13 protein-coding genes are annotated in these 17720 nt (G+C 69.6%); 7 read left to right on the forward strand and 6 right to left on the reverse strand.

Translation table 11 applies throughout. From position 1 onward, the window contains the following. Nucleotides 1-133: 133 nt before the first annotated feature. Nucleotides 134-1387 (reverse strand): cation:proton antiporter, encoded by a 1254-nt coding sequence (locus ACIQWX_RS18735; protein WP_400872134.1) that lies wholly within the window; start codon nucleotides 1385-1387, stop codon nucleotides 134-136. A gap of 16 nt (nucleotides 1388-1403) precedes the next feature. Further along, nucleotides 1404-2039 carry a TetR/AcrR family transcriptional regulator gene (locus ACIQWX_RS18740; RefSeq protein ID WP_400872136.1) on the reverse strand — a complete coding sequence of 212 codons (636 nt, stop codon included), beginning with the start codon at nucleotides 2037-2039 and terminating at the stop codon, nucleotides 1404-1406. A 114-nt stretch (nucleotides 2040-2153) separates the two neighbouring features. Between ACIQWX_RS18740 and ACIQWX_RS18745 the strand changes: the two genes are divergently transcribed. The 6 genes from ACIQWX_RS18745 (at nucleotide 2154) to ACIQWX_RS18770 (ending at nucleotide 12075) form a co-directional block, all read left to right on the forward strand. Then, complete coding sequence (locus ACIQWX_RS18745; RefSeq protein WP_400872138.1) at nucleotides 2154-3698, forward strand: MFS transporter; 1545 nt, start codon at nucleotides 2154-2156, stop codon at nucleotides 3696-3698. 20 nt (nucleotides 3699-3718) lie between these two features. Then, entirely contained in the window at nucleotides 3719-6808 is a 3090-nt protein-coding gene (locus tag ACIQWX_RS18750; RefSeq protein ID WP_400872141.1) for a bifunctional cytochrome P450/NADPH--P450 reductase, read from the forward strand. Between the two features lie 139 nt (nucleotides 6809-6947). Then, the gene (locus ACIQWX_RS18755) at nucleotides 6948-9035 is read left to right on the forward strand and encodes an AMP-binding protein (RefSeq protein WP_400872144.1); all 2088 of its coding nucleotides are present in this window, start codon (nucleotides 6948-6950) and stop codon (nucleotides 9033-9035) included. A gap of 44 nt (nucleotides 9036-9079) precedes the next feature. Next, on the forward strand, nucleotides 9080-10234 hold the full coding sequence (locus tag ACIQWX_RS18760) for an MFS transporter (protein ID WP_400872147.1): 1155 nt from the start codon (nucleotides 9080-9082) through the stop codon (nucleotides 10232-10234). Between the two features lie 98 nt (nucleotides 10235-10332). Then, nucleotides 10333-11709, forward strand: a complete 1377-nt coding sequence (locus ACIQWX_RS18765) for an NAD(P)/FAD-dependent oxidoreductase (protein ID WP_400872150.1) — start codon at nucleotides 10333-10335, stop codon at nucleotides 11707-11709. 27 nt (nucleotides 11710-11736) lie between these two features. Continuing rightward, nucleotides 11737-12075 (forward strand): cupin domain-containing protein, encoded by a 339-nt coding sequence (locus ACIQWX_RS18770; RefSeq protein WP_400872153.1) that lies wholly within the window; start codon nucleotides 11737-11739, stop codon nucleotides 12073-12075. Here the strand turns inward: ACIQWX_RS18770 and ACIQWX_RS18775 are convergent. Then, nucleotides 12069-12596, reverse strand: a complete 528-nt coding sequence (locus ACIQWX_RS18775; RefSeq protein ID WP_400872155.1) for a TetR/AcrR family transcriptional regulator — start codon at nucleotides 12594-12596, stop codon at nucleotides 12069-12071. The two genes, ACIQWX_RS18770 and ACIQWX_RS18775, sit on opposite strands and share 7 nt — an antisense overlap. Before the next feature lie 72 nt (nucleotides 12597-12668). Here ACIQWX_RS18775 and ACIQWX_RS18780 point away from each other — a divergent pair, with 72 nt between their 5' ends. Next, nucleotides 12669-14210: an MFS transporter gene (locus ACIQWX_RS18780; RefSeq protein WP_400872158.1), complete on the forward strand. Its 1542-nt coding sequence runs from the start codon at nucleotides 12669-12671 to the stop codon at nucleotides 14208-14210. Here the strand turns inward: ACIQWX_RS18780 and ACIQWX_RS18785 are convergent. From ACIQWX_RS18785 to ACIQWX_RS18795, 3 genes are read right to left on the reverse strand one after another with little or no spacing between them, the layout of a single operon-like run. Further along, nucleotides 14143-15522: a M28 family peptidase gene (locus ACIQWX_RS18785; protein WP_400872161.1), complete on the reverse strand. Its 1380-nt coding sequence runs from the start codon at nucleotides 15520-15522 to the stop codon at nucleotides 14143-14145. The two genes, ACIQWX_RS18780 and ACIQWX_RS18785, sit on opposite strands and share 68 nt — an antisense overlap. Next, nucleotides 15519-16328, reverse strand: coding sequence for an MOSC domain-containing protein (locus ACIQWX_RS18790; protein ID WP_400872164.1), 810 nt, complete (start codon nucleotides 16326-16328; stop codon nucleotides 15519-15521). The genes ACIQWX_RS18785 and ACIQWX_RS18790 overlap by 4 nt, the downstream gene beginning before the upstream one ends. Next, nucleotides 16325-17584 carry a flavin monoamine oxidase family protein gene (locus tag ACIQWX_RS18795; RefSeq protein ID WP_400872167.1) on the reverse strand — a complete coding sequence of 420 codons (1260 nt, stop codon included), beginning with the start codon at nucleotides 17582-17584 and terminating at the stop codon, nucleotides 16325-16327. Before ACIQWX_RS18795 ends, ACIQWX_RS18790 begins: the two co-directional genes overlap by 4 nt. Nucleotides 17585-17720 lie beyond the last annotated feature (136 nt).

Below are 17720 nucleotides of genomic sequence, written 5' to 3' on the forward strand. Positions count from 1 at the left end.
TGGGGAGTTCGGTCCTCTTGCGATGGGACACATCGTCAGGGCCCGCGCGGCGGACGAGCCAGCGGTCGGTCCGCTGGACCCGCGCCCGTGGTGTGAAGAGTCGACATGGGCAGATACTGCCCGGGCCTTCCGGCTACTTCGCGGGTGCGGTCAGCCGGCGGGTCAGGGGAGCGGCTCCGATGCCGTGCAGGAGCACGCTCCCCAGGACGCACGTGACGGTGATGAGCAGGATGGTGTCAGCCGCCGGGCCCTCGGGCAGCCGGTTGAACGCCAGGAGCCCGAACACGATGGACGTCGTCCCGCGGGGGCCCAGCGCCCCGACGAGCGCGCGTTCGCGGCCGGACAACTCCGTGCCGCTCAGCGCCAGCAACACGGGAACCACGCGGAGAACGGTGAGGGCCGCGAGGCAGAAGAGGATCACCCGCCAGGGCAGTCCAAAGGAGAAGGCGAGGACGGTGGCGATTCCGACGACGAACCACATCGTCGTCGTAAGCAGGGTCGTCACGTCTTCCAGCAACAGGAAGTCCTCGGTGAGCGCGCTCGTGCCCTCACGGCCGCGCGCCGGTGCCTGGTGGAGCCGGCGCGCCTTGATCAGCCGATGGATGTAGCGGAACGCGATTCCGCAGATGAAGGAGGCGACGAACCCGTTGCCGTCGATGGTGATCGTCACGGTGTAAGTCAGCAGGGGAGCGAGCAGGACCAGGACGCGGCGCGACTGGCCGGTCATCCAGCCCGCGCGGTCGGCCTGCGCCATCAGCCACGCCAGCAGGGTTCCCAGCACCAGACCGACGGCGACGGCTTTGAGGGCGAACGGTAGTGCGGTCAGCAACGCGTCGACCGGTGTGCGTTCTTGGCTGTGGTCGCCGGCGAGAATCAGGGCGAACAGGAAGAGGGGTGAGACGATTCCGTCGTTGTAGCCGCTTTCGATGTTGAGCAGGCTGCGTACGTGATTGGGTACGCCGCGGTCGCGGACGACGCGCTCGGCCGGTGCGAAGTCGGTGGGCATGACGACCCCGGCGACCAGGAGGAGCACCGGCCAGGGCAAGCTGGGGAAGAGTGCCCAGCCGAGGAGCATGGCCAGTCCGAGGCTCACCGGGAGCGCCACGAAGAGCACCCGGGCGACCAGCCCGGGCGAGCTGCCCCACAAGCGTCCGCCGCGGACTTCCGTCGCGTCGACGAACAGCAGTACAGCGAGGATGACTTCCGCGGCGTATTGCACTGATTCGGTGTTGAGGACCGCGGAAATGGAGTCCTCGTTGATCAGGCCGACTACGGTGCCGGCCGTCACCATGACGACCGGGGCGCCGAGGTTCCACCGGTCCAGCCGTGACGCCGCGAGCGAGCGGACCGCGAGCGCGAGTGCGGCCGCGAGCAGAAGAGAGTTCATCGTCGAGAATGGCCGGTTACCGAGACTGCTTCGGGCGGGTGAGGCCGGCGAACAGGTCGGCGAAGCGGTCGAGGGTTTCGCGGGCGACCCCGTCGTCGCGATGGGAGAGCCACGACGACGTGACCCCGCTCAGTGTGGCGATCACCATTTCGGCCAGCACCTGGAGATCGATGGTGTAGTCGAGCCGCGCTTCTTCGGCGAGCCGCTCGAGGTGGGCCACGGCCTTCCCCAGGTAGGCGCGGTGTTCCCACACCGGCAGCTCGTGGAGTTCCGGCTCGCGCAGGGCGAAGCTGACGAGTTCGATCAGGACGAGTTCCGTTTCGGGATCGGCCTCGACGAGCGACCAGAACGAACGCAGCAGAGTGCGGATGTTGTCGGCGGCCTCCGCTTTCGGGGAGATGACGGGCCAGACGGCATCGAGGCTGTTGTTGATGTCCGTGGTCAGCAGGGCGGTGTAGAGCTCCTGCTTCGAGCGGAAGCAGTAGTGGAAGGCTCCGTGCGGCATGCCCGCTTCGGAGCAGATCGCGCGGGTGGTCGCCGCGGCGATCCCGTCTCGCTTCATGACCCGCAGGGCGGCCGTGACCAGCTGCTCGCGCCGAACATCGGCGCTGACGTGCTTCTTGGCGACCTTGGTGTCCTGTCCCGTGGGCATTGCGCGATCTTACCATCTTGGCCAGATGACCAGGTCGCACGCCTAGGTCGTTTGACTTGGTCATATGACCAACTCTACGCTCGGGGCATACCGACTGCCGAGGAGAGCGTTCTGATGTCCGCATTGCCCGAGCCCCGCCTCGCCGCCGCGGGGCGTGTGTGCCGGTGGTGGGCCTTGGCCGTGCTGACCGTTCCGGTGCTGCTGATGAGCATCGACGTCACCGTGTTGTCGATGGCGATCCCGGCGCTGAGCAAGGACCTCGCCCCGTCCGGGACGCAGCTGCTGTGGATCATCGACATCTACGGGGTGTTCCTGGCGGGCCTGCTGATCCTGATGGGATCGCTGGGCGACCGGGTCGGGCGCCGTCGCCTGTTGTTGCTCGGAGCCCTCGCCTTCGGCGCCGCCTCGGCGCTCGCCGCGTTCGCGTGGAGTGCCGAGGTGCTGATCGCCGCTCGGGCCCTGCTCGGCGTCGGCGGCGCCACGCTGATGCCTTCGACGCTGTCGCTGATCCGCAACATCTTCCCCGACCCCGCTGAGCGCCGGCGTGCGATCTCGATCTGGATGGCCGCATTCGCCGGCGGCGCCGGACTGGGACCGGTCGTGGGTGGCGTCCTGCTCGAACACTTCTGGTGGGGCTCGGTCTTCCTGATCAACCTGCCGATCATGGTGCTGCTGCTCGTCGCAGGGCCGTTCGTGCTGCCGGAGTCCAAGGACCGTGACCCGGGCACGTTCGATGTGCTTTCCGCCGGGCTGCTGATCGGCGCCGTGCTGGCGGTGATCTTCGGCTTCAAGAGCACCGGTGCGCACGGTTGGGGCCTCGTGCCGCTGGCTTGGCTGCTGGGCGGTGTGGCGGCTGCGACGGTCTTCGTCGTGCGTCAGCGCCGCCGTACCCACCCGCTGATCGACATTTCGCTCTTCCGGTCCCTCCCGTTCACGGTCGCGGTGCTGGCGAACATCGCGGGCGTGTTCGCGATGACCGGCATGCTGTACTTCTTTCCCCAGTACCTGCAGATCGTCCTCGGATACAGCTCGTTGGAATCGGGGCTGTGGTCGTTGCCGCTGGCCGCGGGCGCGATCATCGGCGCGCTCACCTCGCCACTGGTCGCCCGGCGGCTCACGGCGGGTTGGGTGGTCGGCACGGGGCTGGCCCTCACCGCAACTGGTTACGTGGTCATGAGCCACCTGGGTGTGGACGGGCTCATGGTCTTGGCGGTGGCCGGCGGTGTGCTGCTGGGCGGCGGGGTCGGCCTGGCCGACACGCTCACCAACGACGTCATCATCGGGACCGCTCCGGCCGACAAGGCCGGCGCCGCCGCGGGGGTCAGCGAGACGGCCTACGAGCTCGGTGGCGCGCTGGGGACGGCGGTGCTGGGCACTCTGGGCGTCAGTCTCTACCGCGGCCACGTCCTGGCCGGATTGCCGCCGGAGACACCGCCGGCGCTCGCCGGCGCCGCGGCGGAAACCGTGGGCGCCGCGGACCGGATCGCGGCCGAGTTGCCCGCGGGTGCGGCCGCGCGCTTCACATCGGTCGTCGACGACGCCTTCGTCGCGGCGATGAGCCAGACATTCGTCATCGCCGCAGTGATCGTCGGTGTGGCCGCGATCGCCGTCTTGGCCGCCCTGCGCCACCACCGGCTCGACCGAACCCCCGACCACTGATTTGTTCAGGAGGAACTGCCGTGTCCACCCCTGCGCGCCTGCCCGGTCCGAAGCCGCTTCCGCTCGTCGGAAACCTCTTCGACGTCCTCGGTACCTCGGCGACGACGACCATCGAATTCATGGAGGACTATCACCGCAAGTACGGCGGTATCTTCGCGCTGAGTTTTCCCGGCCAGCGCCAGATCGTCGCGTCGAGCCAGGCGTTGGTGTCGGAGATGTGCGCCAGTCCTCTGTGGTCGAAATCGGTGCACACGAGTCTGGAGCACATCCGCGACTTCGCCGGTGACGGCCTGTTCACCGCCTACAACGAGGAACCGAACTGGGGGATCGCCCACCGGCTGCTGATGCCGGCGTTCGGAACGGTCGCGATGAAGGACTACTTCTCCGAGATGCTGGACGTCGCCGACCAGATGCTCACCCGCTGGGCGAGGTTCGGTCCGGGTCACCGGATCGACGTCACCGACGACATGACCCGGCTGACGCTGGACACGATCGCGCTGTGCGCGTTCGACGTGCGGTTCAATTCGTTCTATTCCGATGAGCCGCATCCGTTCGTCGGCGCGATGGGGCGCAGCCTCGTCGAGGCCGGCGCTCGGGGAGACCGGCTGCCGGGAGTCCAGCCGCTCCTGGTCGGGACGAACCGCCGCTATCGGGACGACATCGCGGCGATGCGCCGCATCACCGAGGAGATCGTCGCCGCGCGGGTCGCCAAGCCGGGGGAAGTGCGCCCTCGCGACCTGCTCGAGCGGATGCTCACGGCGGCCGACCCGGTCACCGGCGAGCGGCTGTCGGCGGAGAACATCCAGTACCAGCTGGCCACGTTTCTCATCGCCGGTCACGAGACGACGTCCGGCTTGCTTTCCTTCGCCACGCACGCGCTTCTGCGGCACCCCGACGTGCTGCGGCGCGCCCGTGAGTCCGTCGACGAGGTACTCGGCGACCGGACACCGGAGTTCGCCGACCTCGCGAAGCTCGGCTACCTGGGGCAGGTCCTGCGCGAAACGTTGCGGCTCCACCCGACGGCGCCGGCGTTCGCGCTGTCGCCCAGCGAAGCGACGACGCTGGGCGGCTATGCGATCGAAGCGGGGGAGGACGTGCTGATCATGCTGCCCACGCTGCACCGCGATCCGGCAGTGTGGCCGGAGCCGGAGACTTTCGACCCTGACCGCTTCGCGCCGGAGCGAATGAACCGGATCCCCGAGTACGCCTGGATGCCGTTCGGGCACGGCGCCCGCGCCTGCATCGGACGGCCGTTCGCGCTGCAGGAAGCCACCTTCGTGCTCGCGATGATGCTGCAGCGGTTCGACATCGAACTCGCCGATCCGGACTACGAACTGGTCATCCAAGAGACCTTGACGATCAAGCCGAAGCACCTCGGTATCCGGGTGACGCCTCGCCGGAAGAGCCCGCAGGTCAGCCCGGCACGCACCCAGACCGACGTGGTCGAGCCGGTTGACACCGGTCACGGAACGCCGATGCTCGTGCTGTACGGCTCCAACGGCGGCAGCAGCGAAAGCTTGGCGCGGACGATCGCCGGCGATGGCGAGGCCCGCGGCTGGGCCACGGCCGTCGTGCCGCTGGACGACCACGTGGACGCGCTGCCCACGACCGGGCCGGTCGTGATCGTCAGCTCGTCCTACAACGGCACCCCGCCCGACAACGCCGGGAAGTTCGTCGACTGGCTCACCACGGCCGGGCCTGACCTGTCCGGCGTGGACTATTTCGTGCTCGGCTGCGGCAGCCTGGACTGGGCCGCCACCTACCAGCGCATCCCCACGGTCATCGACGAAGCGATGGCTGCCGCCGGCGCGCGGCGGCTCCGGGAACGTGGAGCGGTCGATGCTCGCACCGACTTCTTCGGCGACTGGGACCGGTGGTACGAGCCGCTGTGGCCGATGCTGTCCGAGAAGTACGGTGTCGACGACGTCGCCGAGACCGAGCCCCGCTTCCGGGTCGTCGAGGCTGTCGACGGCGGTGATCGGCACGAGCTGGCGACCGCGGTCGTCCTGGAGAACCGCGAACTCGTGCGCGCCCCAGGCGAGGGATCCAAGCGTCACCTGGAAGTGCGGTTGCCGTCCGGATTTTCCTACCGCACCGGTGACTACCTTTCCGTCCTGCCGCAGAACCACCCCAGCTTGGTCGCCCGGATGATCCAACGGCTCGGTGTAGGAGCGGAACAGATCGTCACCGTCGAGTCGACCGCGCCCGCCGGGCTCGTGCCGATCGGCCGCGCGATGCGCATCGACGATCTGCTGACCCGGTACGTCGACCTGTCGGGACCGGCCACGCCGCGGGTGGCCGCTCGGCTCGGGCAAAGCACCACATGCCCACCGGAACGGACCGAGCTGCAGCGGCTCGCGGACGCCGGCTACGCCACGGACCTACTCGCGCGCCGACTGACCCTGCTCGACCTCATGGAGATGTTCGGCTCCTGCGAGGTGGATCTCGCACTCGCCCTGGAACTGCTCCCTGCGCCCCGGGTGCGGCAGTACTCGATCAGCTCCGCCGCGGAAAAGCAAGAAGCCGTCGCCCTCACCGTGTCCGTGCTCGAAGGCTCCGCGCTATCCGGGAACGGCACGTACGTCGGCGCCGCGTCGGGCTACCTTCGGCGGATACAGCCGGGTGATCGGCTGACGGTGGCGGTCACCTCGCCACCCGACACGTTCAGGCCGCCGGCCGACAACGCCACCCCGGTCGTGATGATCGCCGCGGGTTCGGGGATCGCGCCGTTCCGCGGGTTCGTGCAGGCGCGCGTCGCGCGCGCCGAGGCGGGGGAGGAGCTGGGTCCGACCGTGTTGTTCTTCGGGTGCCGTCATCCGGACTGGGACGACCTCTACGCCAAGGAGCTCGCGGAACACGTCGCGGCGAGCCGTCTCGAAATCCACCGGGCCTACTCGCGGCAGCCGCAAGGCGGCGTCCGCTACGTCCAGGACCGGCTCTCGGAGGAACGGACGCGTGTCCGCGCGCTGATCGACGCCGGCGCCCACGTTTACGTGTGCGGGGACTCCTCGGGGATGGCACCGGCGGTGGAGGAGGCGGTACAGCGCATCAGTGGTGGATGCCTCGCTGACCTCCGCGCGGCGGGCCGGTACGCCACCGACGTGTTCTGACCTGCCTCGGCGATGAGGAAGCTCTTGCGGCTCACGCACCCGCTAGATATGTTTGTCGTCATATAACGCGCAGAACATCACTGCGCTACGCGGGCGCTGCTTCCGAGATGCCCCACCCGAGAACAAGGAGGTCGTCCCGATGGACGGCTCGATCGACGCGCCCGTGACCTGGCCTGCGGACTTCCCGCAGACGTGGTCGGGTTGTCCCCGGATCCCGTTGCTCCAGGTCCTCTGCCAGGGATTCGAGAAGTTCGGCGACCGGACGCCACTCGTCTTCGACGACGGCTACTCGATCACCGCCGGGGACTTGCGCGTCGAGGCCGAGAAGTTCGCCGGGGCGCTGGCCACCCGGATCGGGACCGGTGACCGGGTGGCGCTGGCGGTCGGGAACCGAGCCGAGTTCGTCGTCGCGTTCCTGGCCGTCGTGGCGAACCGGGCCGTCGTCGTGTCCCTGTCACCCGAGATCGGCTCACACGAGGCTGCTTACGTCGTCGAGGATTCCGGCTGCGTCCTCGCGATCACGGACGAGTTGTCGACCTCGGTCTTCCAGGAGCTGGCGACCACGTCGACGGTCCTGAAGGAGGTCATCCCGGTGCGCGGGGAGGAACCGCACGGTTTCGCCCACGTGCTCGGCGACGAACCGCCGGTCGACCTGGCGACGGTCGAAGCCGAGCTGGACGACCTGGTCGACATCGGGTACACGTCCGGCACGACCGGCCTGCCGAAGGCGCTCGGGGGCAACCACCCGGACACCCTGCGCTACATGGACGTGTTCGTCCGGAGCCGGCTGGCGCCGCACGGAGAAGAGCGGCGCCTGCTCATGCCCCTTCAGTTCCACTACGGCGACCCGCTGATGGCGCTGTTCACCGCGATCTACACCGGCGCCACGATCGTCCTCATGCGGCGGTTCAGCGCTTCCCGGTTCTGGGACGTGGCCCGGCAAACCCGCGCGACCGAGATCCTGACCATCGGGTCCATTCCGGACATGCTGCTCAGCCGGCCCGAAAGCGAGGCGGACCGCGACCACCACATCCGCGGTGCGATCGCCCTCGCGATCCCGCCGGACCGGCACGCGGAACTGGAGCGCCGGTTCGGGTTTCCGTGGCGGGAGGCGTACGGGTCGTCGGAGTCGGGCCCGGCGATCGCCATGCCCGAGGCGTTCGGAGCCGAGTTCGTCGGCACCGGAGCCCTGGGCATCCCGTATCCGGACGTCGAGGCGCGGCTGGTCGACGAGGACGGGACGGTGGTGACCGGTGCCGGCTTCGGCGAGCTCGAACTGGACGGCGAGGTCCAGTTCAGCGGCTACCTCGACAACCCCGACGCCACCGCCGAAGTCCTGCACGACGGCTGGCTGCGCACCGGCGACCTCATGCGCCGCGACGAGCGCGGGGTCTACTACTTCGCCGGCCGGCGCAAGGAACTGATCCGCCGCAGTGGCATCAACATCGCCCCGGCGGAAATCGAGGCCGTGCTGCGCCTGCACCCGGACGTGCTCGACGCCGCGGTCGTGCCGGTCGCCGACGCGATGATGGGCGAAGAGGTCAAGGCCTACGTCGAGCTGGTACCCGGGGCGCACTTCGACCCGGCCGCACTGGTGGAATTCTGCGGAGAACGGCTGAGCCGCCAGAAGATCCCCCGCTATCTCGAACACCGCGCCGAGCCCTTCCCGCGCACGCCCACGCAGCGCATCCCGAAGAACCAGCTGAAGGTCGACGGCGAACACCTCACCCGCACCGCGTGGGATCGCCAGACCGAGACGAAACCGGCCGGCGCGTTCGCCGATCTGCCGGCCACCGTCGGCACCGTCGTCCACGGAGAGCCGTTCGCGCTGGGAAACGAGGAGCGCGAGCTGTTCTACCGGGCGACCTGGCTCGACCGGGCCTACCCGCAGGACCCGGCCGACTACCCGGAGAACATCGTCGAGGGCTTCCTGCTGCTGTCGATGGTCGACGCGGTCGCGCGGCTGGCGCAGCGGGACGCCGGGAGCCAGGTGTGGGGCCTGAACTACGGGCTCGACCGCGTCCGGTTCGTTTCCCAGGTCCGCCTGGGCGACACGATCGTCCCGTCGTTCGAAACCCTCGAGGTGGTACCGAAGGACGTCGGCTTCAAGGTGCTGCGCCGCTGCACGTTCACCGTCGAAGGGCAGGAGCGGCCGGCCATGGTCGCCGACTGGTGGGCGTTCGTGTTGCCGAACGGGACGGTGGAAAAGGGCCGGAGACCGAGCTGACAGCGAGAATTTCCGTGCCGGCTGACCGCGAGAGAAGAGTTCGGATGTCAGGTCGTCGTCCACAGTGGCGCGGAGAGGGGACGTCGCCCGCGATCGGCGTCGGGGTCAGTGCCGCCCTGATCACCGGCGCCTCGCTGGGCAACCTGGGTGCCAACCTGATGCCCGTCCTCCTGCCGGGAATGACCGACCGGTTTCACCTGTCGAACGCCTCCGCGGGCATGGTCGCCACCCTCCAGCTGCTCGCGACCGCGCTGGCGACGCTGGCCGTGGCGCCCCGAGCGGCACGCCCCGGACGGGTCCGCATCGCCACGATCGGTCTCGTCACGACCGTCGCCGGCTTCGGCCTCGCTTTCGCCGCGCCGAACCTGGCTCTGCTGACCGTGGGCAACGTCCTGGCCGGTGCGGGTCTCGGCGTCAGTTACGCCGCAGCCATGGCGGCGATCACCGCGACCGACGACACCGACCGGGCCTCGACGGTCGCCGTGGTGGGCGGCACGATCGTGATCGCGGTCCTCGTCATCGCCCTGCCCGAGGCCAACGACGCCTGGGGCGGCGCAGCGGGATTCGCCGTCCTCGCGGTCTGCTGCCTCCCGGCGTTCTGGCTGGTGCGTGCTCTTCCGGAGGCGCCCGAACCGAGCCGCGAGCGCGTTCCGCCAACTCTGGTATCCGTGGTGTTCCTGCTGGCGGTGGCGTTGCTGGGAGCGACCGATCAGGGAGCCTGGTCCTACAGCGAGGTACTGGGAGAGACGCACGCGGGCATGTCCGCCGGTGCCGTGTCGCTGGTCCTCGCGATCGCGTCCGTCGCATCCCTGGCCGGAGTGGGGCTGAGCGCGATGGCGGCCGGCAAGGCGGGGCGGTTGCCCACCATCGCCGTCCTCGTCGCCGTGGAAGCGGTCGCCAAGCTGGTGGTCGCGGCGGTTCCGTCGGGACCGTGCTACCTCGTCGCCGCGATCGTCTGGCAGGTCTGCTTCATGGGGCTGCTCGTCCAGGTGCTGGCCGTGGCCGCAGCCGCGGACGGCAGCGGCCGCTGGGTCGCCGCCGCCAGCGGTGCCCTGGCGATCGGTACGGGCCTGGGGCCGGCGCCCGCCGGCTGGGTCCTCGACACCTTCGGTGCCCCGGCATTCGGGGTCGTTCTCGCGGTCGCGACCGCCGTGGCGGGCGTGCCGCTGCTGCGCACCATCCGGCCCGTCTGCGAGTAAGGCGGCCGGCCGGTCGAGTCCGGGAAGTGAGTTTCGCAGTGTTTTCGAGTAGCCAAGCAGCGTCAAGCGCGAGCAGAACCGATCGAAAGGTGCACGGGATGTCCAAGGCGCTGGATCGATCGGTCACATCTCCGCTGTGGGGCGCGCCGGGCGTGTCCCGGACGGCGCTGCCCGGCGACCGGGACGCCGACGTCGTGATCATCGGCGCGGGCTACACCGGGCTGTGGAGCGCCTATTACCTGCTCGAAGCCGAACCCAACTTGAGGATCGTTCTGCTGGAGAAGGAATCGGTCGGGTTCGGCGCCTCGGGCCGCAACGGCGGGTGGTGTTCGGCCATCTTCCCGATCTCACTGGAGCAGGTGGCGAAGTCCTCCTCACGAGAAGCCGCGGTGCGCCTGCAGTACGAGATGAACGCGACCGTCGCCGAAGTGTCGCGAGTCGTTGCCCGGGAGCGGATCGACTGCGACTTCGCCCGCGAGGGGTTCGTGTCCTTGGCCCGGAATCCGGCTCAGCTGGCCCGCGTCCACGCTTCCCGGGACGCGGCCGCGGATTTCGGCCTGCCGGCCCAGTGGAGCGTGCTCAGCCGTGACGAGGCGAGCAAGCTGGTCGATGCCGACGGTGTGCTCGGGGCGACCTTCACCGAGCATTGCGCCGTGGTCCATCCGGCAAAGCTCGCCCACGGGCTGGCCGCGGTGGTCGAGGGCCGGGGAGCGGTCATTCACGAAAGTTCACCGGTCGTGCAGATCGAGGCCGGGGGCGTCCGAACTCCGCACGGCCGAGTCCGTGCCCCTTACGTCGTGCGGGCTACCGAGGCCTACACGCCGGCCTTGCCCGGTCACCGGCGCACCTTGGTGCCGCTGTACTCCCTGGTCTTGGCCACCGAACCGCTGAGCGAGCGACGGCTGGCCGAGCTGGGCCTGACCCACCGGACCGCGTTCAACGATCTGCGGAACCTGCGCGTCTACGCGCAGGTCACCGCGGACCGGCGGATCGTGTTCGGCGGGCGGGGCGCGCCCTACCATTTCGGGTCGGCGGTGAAGAACTCGTTCGACGCCGATCTCAGGATCCACAACCGGATTCACGACACCCTGAAAGGGTTCTTCCCTTCCTTGTCCGATGTGGACATCACCCATCGCTGGGGCGGACCGCTGGGTGTGCCGCGCGACTGGCATCCCTCGGTCGGGCTCAACCGGACGACCGGCCACGCCTGGGCCGGCCCGTACGTCGGCGACGGCGTCGCCACCAGCAACCTCTCGGCCCGCGTCCTGAGCAACCTCATTCTTGGCCTGGACGACCCGGTCAACGACCTGCCGATCGTCGACCACCATTCGCCCCGGTGGGAGCCGGAGCCACTGCGCTGGCTCGGCGTCAACACCGGCCTACTCGCCGCCGGACTCGGCGACGCCGAAGAACGCCTGCTCCGCCGTGCCTCGCGGATTGCCCGTGCCCTCGAACGCCTCACCGGCGCTCACTGACCCGAAAGAGCCGAAACTGTGCCTTCGTTGACTCTGACTGCCGCCGCTGAGCTCGCCGGGCCCCTCTCCCCAGCCGGAGTACGGGCCGGAGCCGACAGCGGAAACCCGCAACTGCGCGTCGCCGCGATCGCCCCGGACGCCCACGGCACCATCGGCGTCTGGGAGTGCCAGCCGGGTGGCTGGCCCGTCGTCGACCGGTCCGACACCGAGGTCTGCGTCGTCCTCTCCGGTGCGGCCACGATAACCGATGGCGAAACGGGGACCCGCCACGATCTGCGCGCCGGCGATCTCCTCGTCCTCCCCGTCGGCTGGACCGGCCGCTGGGACGTCACCGAGACGCTGCGCAAGGTCTATGTGATCTACTGATCCAGCTGTTCGAGCATGTCCGGCAGGCGCCGGAGAAAGTCCTCGGGTGTCTTTTCGCCGAGTGTGGCCCGTAGGTAAAGCCCATCGCCGAGCAGGGCGGCCACCTGGACGACGGCAGGATCTTTCAGGTGCGCGGCCAGCAACTCGGACCACCGCCGGTCGATCTCGATCATCGTGGTGCTGATCTTGGGGTCGGTGCCGAGCAGACGCAGGGCGGCGATCGTGGCGCGGTGCGCGGGCTTGCCCATGTCCGCATCGGTGACCGAAGTGGACAGGTAGTAGCGCAGCGGCCCTTCGGGTGCCTCGTGCGCGCGGGCGATGTCGGCTTCAGTCAGGTGCAGCAGCCGCTCGACGAGGCCGTCGAGGAGAGCATCCTTCGAACCGAAGTGGTAGAGCAGCCCGCCTTTCGAAACACCGGCCCGGGCGGCCACGGCCTCGAGCGTGACAGCGGCGACGCCGTCGGCGATCAGAATCTCCTGGTAGGCGTCGAGAACCTGGTCTCGCGCGGAAGGGCGCCCCATATCGGTTGACTGTACCGTCCGGCCGGTTTAGCTTCGATGTCGAGCAAACTATACCGTCTGGACGGTAAACTAATGGGGAAGAGTGAAACCGCCGGGCGCCGCCGTGACTGGCTCGCTTTGGCGGTGCTGGTTCTGCCGGTGTTGCTGGTCAGCGTCGATGTGACCGTGCTGGGGTTCGCGCTCCCGGCCATCAGCGAGGACCTTCGCCCGAGCGCGGTTCAGCAGCTGTGGTTCGTCGACGTCTACTCGCTCGTGCTGGGCGGGCTGCTCGTGCTGATGGGCACGCTGGGGGACCGGTTCGGCCGCCGTACCGTGCTGCTGTGGGGCGCCGCTGCCTTCGGTGGGGCGTCGGTGCTGGCGTCGATCGCGCCATCCGCGGGCTTTCTGGTCGCCGCGCGGGCGCTGCTCGGCATCGGCGGAGCGACGCTGATGCCGTCGACGCTGGCGCTGATCCGGGGGATTTTCACCGAGCCCGCCCGGCGGCGGGTGGCCATCGCGGTGTGGGCGGCGGCGTTCTCCGGCGGGATGGGCCTGGGACCGGTGCTGGGCGGCTGGCTGCTGGAGCACTTCCGGTGGGGGTCGGTGTTCCTGATCAACGTGCCGGTGATGCTGGTGCTGCTGCTGGTCGGTCCGTTCGTGCTTCCGGAGCTGCGCGACCCGGCGCCCGGCCGGTTCGACGTCCTTTCGGCGCTGCTCTCGCTCGCGGCGGCCGTGCCCGTGATCTACGGGATCAAGCAGTTCGCCGAGCACGGTGCCGACCGCGTCGCGGTGCTGTCGGTGGTCGCCGGGACGCTGGTGGGCGTGTGGTTCGTGCGTCGTCAGCGTGCGCTGCCGAACCCGATGCTGGATCTCGCGTTGTTCCGCGATGGCACGTTCGCCGCCTCGGTGCTGACCGAGACGCTCGGGGTGTTCGCGCTGGTCGGCTCGTTGTTCCTGGTCCCGCAGTACCTGCAGCTGGTCCTCGGGCTGCCGGCGCTGGTTGCCGCGCTGTGGCTGCTGCCGGCCACGGCGGCGAGCATCGTGGGCTCGCTCGGCGCCGTGCGCCTCGCCCGCCGGATGCCGGTACGGCGGCTGATCGCGGGTGGGCTCTTCCTGGCCGCTCTGGGATTCGCGGCGCTGGCTGGGGTGGGAGTCCACGCCGGCCTCGTTCTCCTGATCGTCGCGATGACCTTCGTCGAGTTCGGGGAGTCGCTGTCCGCGACGCTCACCAGCGACCTCATCGTGTCCGCCGCCGCGCCGGAGCGGGCCGGCGCGGCGGCGGCGATTTCCGAGACCGCGTATGAACTCGGAGCAGCGCTCGGAACCGCGGTGCTGGGCAGCGTCGCCGCGGCGGTCTACCGGGCGGGAATCCCCGCCGAGGCGGGCGAGATCGCGCGCGAAACCCTCGGTGGCGCGACCACGACCGCGGCCGGGATGCCGTCGCCGCACCGGGAAATCCTGCTGGAGACCGCGAAGCAAGCGTTCGTCAACGGCTTCCGGGTAAGCGCGATCGCCGGCGCGGTGCTCCTCGCCGCCACCGCGCTTCTGGCTTTCGTGCTGTTGCGGTTCAGGGGCGGAAGTCCTCCCGCGGCATCGTCAGCAGCTCGGTGGTCAGCTCGGCGAACATCGTCGTGACGGGGACGAGCTGGTCGCGGTCCACTTTGTCGAGCGTGTCCGACTCGTCGTACAGGTAGATCGGGGCGGAGATGAAGCTGATCACCGGCAGGCCGGCGCGGTGGTTGTAGTCCGCGTCGGTGGGCAGTTCCCCGGTGGGGAGCAAGGAGGTCGGAACGGCCAGAATTCGGTCGAGATCTTCGGCCTTCTCGACGAGCAGGTCCCGGACCCGATCACCGGCGCTGTACAAGACCACCCGCAGTTCCGGTTGGTCGGCGATCACCAGTTCGCCGTCGACGATGCGGCCGGAGCGGGCGACGTGCTCGATGGTGACGTCGATGAGGATCTCGCGGCCGCCGTCGTGCTTGTCGACGTAGTCCTCGATGAACTTCTGGTGTGCTTCGTACCCGGTGAAATGGGTGTCCATCGTCGCGAAGACCAGTGTGCGGGCCCGGTCCTGCTCGGGGATGGCCGCGAAGTACTCGGCCAGCGCGAGCACGACCGCGGTTCCGCTCGCGTCTTCGACCGCCCCGTCCCACACCGAGTCGTGGTGCGAGTGGATCAAGATCGCTTCCGAGCTGCGACCGGGCAGAACCGCCACCGGGCTGTACCCGGTCGCCGGGACGCGACGCCCGTGCAGGGTGAGGGTCGCTTCGGCGCCGGGCTTCGAATGCAGTCGTTCCCGCATCTGCTGGGCCCGCCGCCGCGTGATCCACACGCCGGGGATCGGGATGTCGCAGACGTCTTCGTTGATGTACCGGTCGGAGTCGAAGTAGTCGGCCAGCACGGCGACGAACCCGACCGCGCCGGCCTTCACCAAGCGGGGCAGGATTTCGGGCAGGGAGGAGTGGTAGGGATCGGTGAACTTCCCGCCGGGCAGGAGGTCTTCGGGGATCCAGGCGGCCAGCTCGGGCCCCAGCTCGGCAGCCACGTCGATCCCGGGGAACTGCACGTCGAACAGGACGATGGCGCCGGCCATCTCGTCGTCGGCCGCCCCGCTGTCCAGATCGACGATGCGCGCGGTGCGGCCGTCGCCGGTGGAGAACTCGCCGAGTTCGTCCTCGCCGATGAACGAGTGGGTGACCGGGAAGCAGGGGACTTCGGCTCCATCGACGGTCAGGCGCCAGCGGTCCGCTTCCCACCTCGTCGATGCGGACTCGTCGATGCGGACATCGGATATTCCGACCGAGCGGAACGCCTCGGCGACGTAGTGGGCCGCGGCCTTGCCCTCGGGCGTGCCGGTCCGGCGGGGTCCGATCGCGACCAGGTCGCGCACCCGGTCGAAGATCCGGTTGGTGCCGGGAAGCAGGGCAGGCTGGAACTCGGCCTTCATGAGCATTCTCCTTGAGTTGGCAACAGGGTCACGACGTTTCCCACCGCGACCGATCCGGGGGTGACGACTTCCGCGTAGACCCCGAAGAGAACCGCGGGTCCCCATACGCTCGGGGTAGCCCCGCGCACGTCCCGGATGCGACGCTGCACTTTCAGCGAGCGATCGCCGCCGTCGGGGTGGTGCTCGACCGCCAGGCAGCGGGGGACTCCGTTGCCCAGCCGCAGCCGGCTGGCGCCCACGACGACATCGCGGCCTTCCCAGGTGTCTTCCCGGAACGGAATCCGGCCGAGGTCGAGCGTGAGGTTGAGCCGGAATCGGCGCGGGTCGACCGGTGAGCCGTCGGTCTCCGAGCCGAGCGCCGCGAGCGATGCCGTCGACTGGACCGTGACCGGATAGGCGTCGTGGCCGCCGCCGGGTTCGGCGCAACGGACCAGCCGCAGGTCGCGCGCGGCGATGTCGGAGAGGAGCTCGTCCCACGGGCCAGGCGCCCACCAGCCTTCGACGGTCCGGTCGTCGAGGCGGAAGTCGCGGTGCTCGCCGTCGGCCGGAACCGGCGCCGCGCACTCGGTCGTCTCGCCACGGCCGACCGCGAACACACCGGTCGCCGGATCATAGGAGGTCCAGAGGTCCAGGAACACCGGGTCCCGCGGCACGGAGTACAGCCGCTCGTCGATGTCGACGAGGAAGAACTCGCGGTTGCCGACGATGCCCGTCCGCTCGATCCGGACGTCGGGCACGCTGCGGAGCGCGAAGCCTTTGGTGGCCGTCACCTCGATGCGGACGACCGAGCCGACGGCCGCCGTCACCCGCGGACTTCGGGCACGGGGCGTCCCGCCACGAAGGCCGCCGCCCGGACAGCTGCGTCCGCCCCCGAGGTGATGGCCCCGTCCATCCAGCCGAACCAGCGGCGGGAGACGTCACCGCCGGCGACGAAGAAGGGGCCCGGAGTGGCCGCGAGCTCGTGCCAGCCGGGGGCCTGCCCGGGAGTGGCGGCGTGCCAGGTACCGCGCGCGTACTCGTCGGTGATCCAGTCGTGGGAGAAGGTCTCCAGCTCGGCGCCCAGTTCCGGGTGGCGGCGCGCCATCGCCGCACGCGCTCGCTCGAGGGCCGCGTCGTGACCGGGCTCGCCGAGGCTGAACCGGGCCACGGCCGCGGTCGCCGTGCCCGGCACGGCGTAGACCTCGATCGCGTCCGGCCACCCCTCAGAATGCACACCCGTCGCGTCGCCGGAAACCGTGGCCCAGCCCTTCGCCGCACGGCCGACGTGGCCTTCGGAGAGCACCCGGGCAGCCTGCGGACCGAACGGGATCTCCGCGTTCAGTTCACGCAGGACGTTGACCGGGAGCGCAACGACGGCCGCCCGCGCCTCGACCGAGAAGCCCGCCCCGGCTACGACGACCCCTCCGTCGTGCGGCGCGATTCGCTCGACGGCGTGCTGCAGCCGGACGGCGTCACCGAGCCCGGCGGCGATCGCGCGGGCGATCGCGTCGGCCCCGCCGCCCACCCTCGCCGTTTCGCCGGTGAAAGCCGCTCGGGCGCTGCCGAAGCCACGGACCTCGTGCAGCAGGTTGAGCACCGAGTAGCGGTGTTCGTCGGCGCCCATCAACGCGAACGCGTCCGCCAGGACGTGTTCGCGGGCCTGCGCCGGGAGACCCAGCGGAGCCAGGTAGTCGACCATCGTCATGTCGAGGTGCTCAAGACCTCGGTACCAGTCGGGACGGTCGAAGTCGATTCCGGCGGCGTCCTTGTCGAGCTGAGCGAGAACGCGCTCGTAATCAGCGTTCTCTTCCGACGGGTCCGCGTCGGCCGCGGCGGTGACATCGAGCCCGAGACCGTAGCGCTCCGCCTCGCGCACCACCGCGCGGTGACAGTCCGGCGCGACCCACTCCGCGCCCAGGTCGACATCGACACCGGCGGCTTCGAAGCGGGCGGTCCACGTCCGGCCTCCCACCCGGTCACGAGCTTCCAGGAGCTCTACGCCGATCCCGGCCGCCGCCAAGTCCCGGGCCGCGACCAGGCCGGCCAGGCCACCTCCGATGACGACGACATCCGTCCGGTTCATCCGACGCACTCCTCAGGTACTGCTCGAGCTGTCCTCGCATTATGTATGACAAACGTTGTATAACTCAACAAACATTTCCTGCTACCGTCGTCGGAAGCCCGATCGGACCGACCGGTCGCGCCACTCCGGGAGGACC

The organism is Amycolatopsis sp. NPDC098790, from assembly GCF_044759945.1.
Taxonomy (GTDB): domain Bacteria; phylum Actinomycetota; class Actinomycetes; order Mycobacteriales; family Pseudonocardiaceae; genus Amycolatopsis.

Excerpts from the sequence above, each read along its gene's own strand:
- ACIQWX_RS18735 (WP_400872134.1), bottom strand. The coding sequence starts at position 1,387 with ATGAACTCTCTTCTGCTCGCGGCCGCACTCGCGCTCGCGGTCCGCTCG.
- ACIQWX_RS18740 (WP_400872136.1), bottom strand. The coding sequence starts at position 2,039 with ATGCCCACGGGACAGGACACCAAGGTCGCCAAGAAGCACGTCAGCGCC.
- ACIQWX_RS18745 (WP_400872138.1), top strand. The coding sequence starts at position 2,154 with ATGTCCGCATTGCCCGAGCCCCGCCTCGCCGCCGCGGGGCGTGTGTGC.
- ACIQWX_RS18755 (WP_400872144.1), top strand. The coding sequence starts at position 6,948 with ATGGACGGCTCGATCGACGCGCCCGTGACCTGGCCTGCGGACTTCCCG.
- ACIQWX_RS18760 (WP_400872147.1), top strand. The coding sequence starts at position 9,080 with ATGTCAGGTCGTCGTCCACAGTGGCGCGGAGAGGGGACGTCGCCCGCG.
- ACIQWX_RS18765 (WP_400872150.1), top strand. The coding sequence starts at position 10,333 with ATGTCCAAGGCGCTGGATCGATCGGTCACATCTCCGCTGTGGGGCGCG.
- ACIQWX_RS18775 (WP_400872155.1), bottom strand. The coding sequence starts at position 12,596 with ATGGGGCGCCCTTCCGCGCGAGACCAGGTTCTCGACGCCTACCAGGAG.
- ACIQWX_RS18780 (WP_400872158.1), top strand. The coding sequence starts at position 12,669 with ATGGGGAAGAGTGAAACCGCCGGGCGCCGCCGTGACTGGCTCGCTTTG.
- ACIQWX_RS18785 (WP_400872161.1), bottom strand. The coding sequence starts at position 15,522 with ATGAAGGCCGAGTTCCAGCCTGCCCTGCTTCCCGGCACCAACCGGATC.
- ACIQWX_RS18795 (WP_400872167.1), bottom strand. The coding sequence starts at position 17,584 with ATGAACCGGACGGATGTCGTCGTCATCGGAGGTGGCCTGGCCGGCCTG.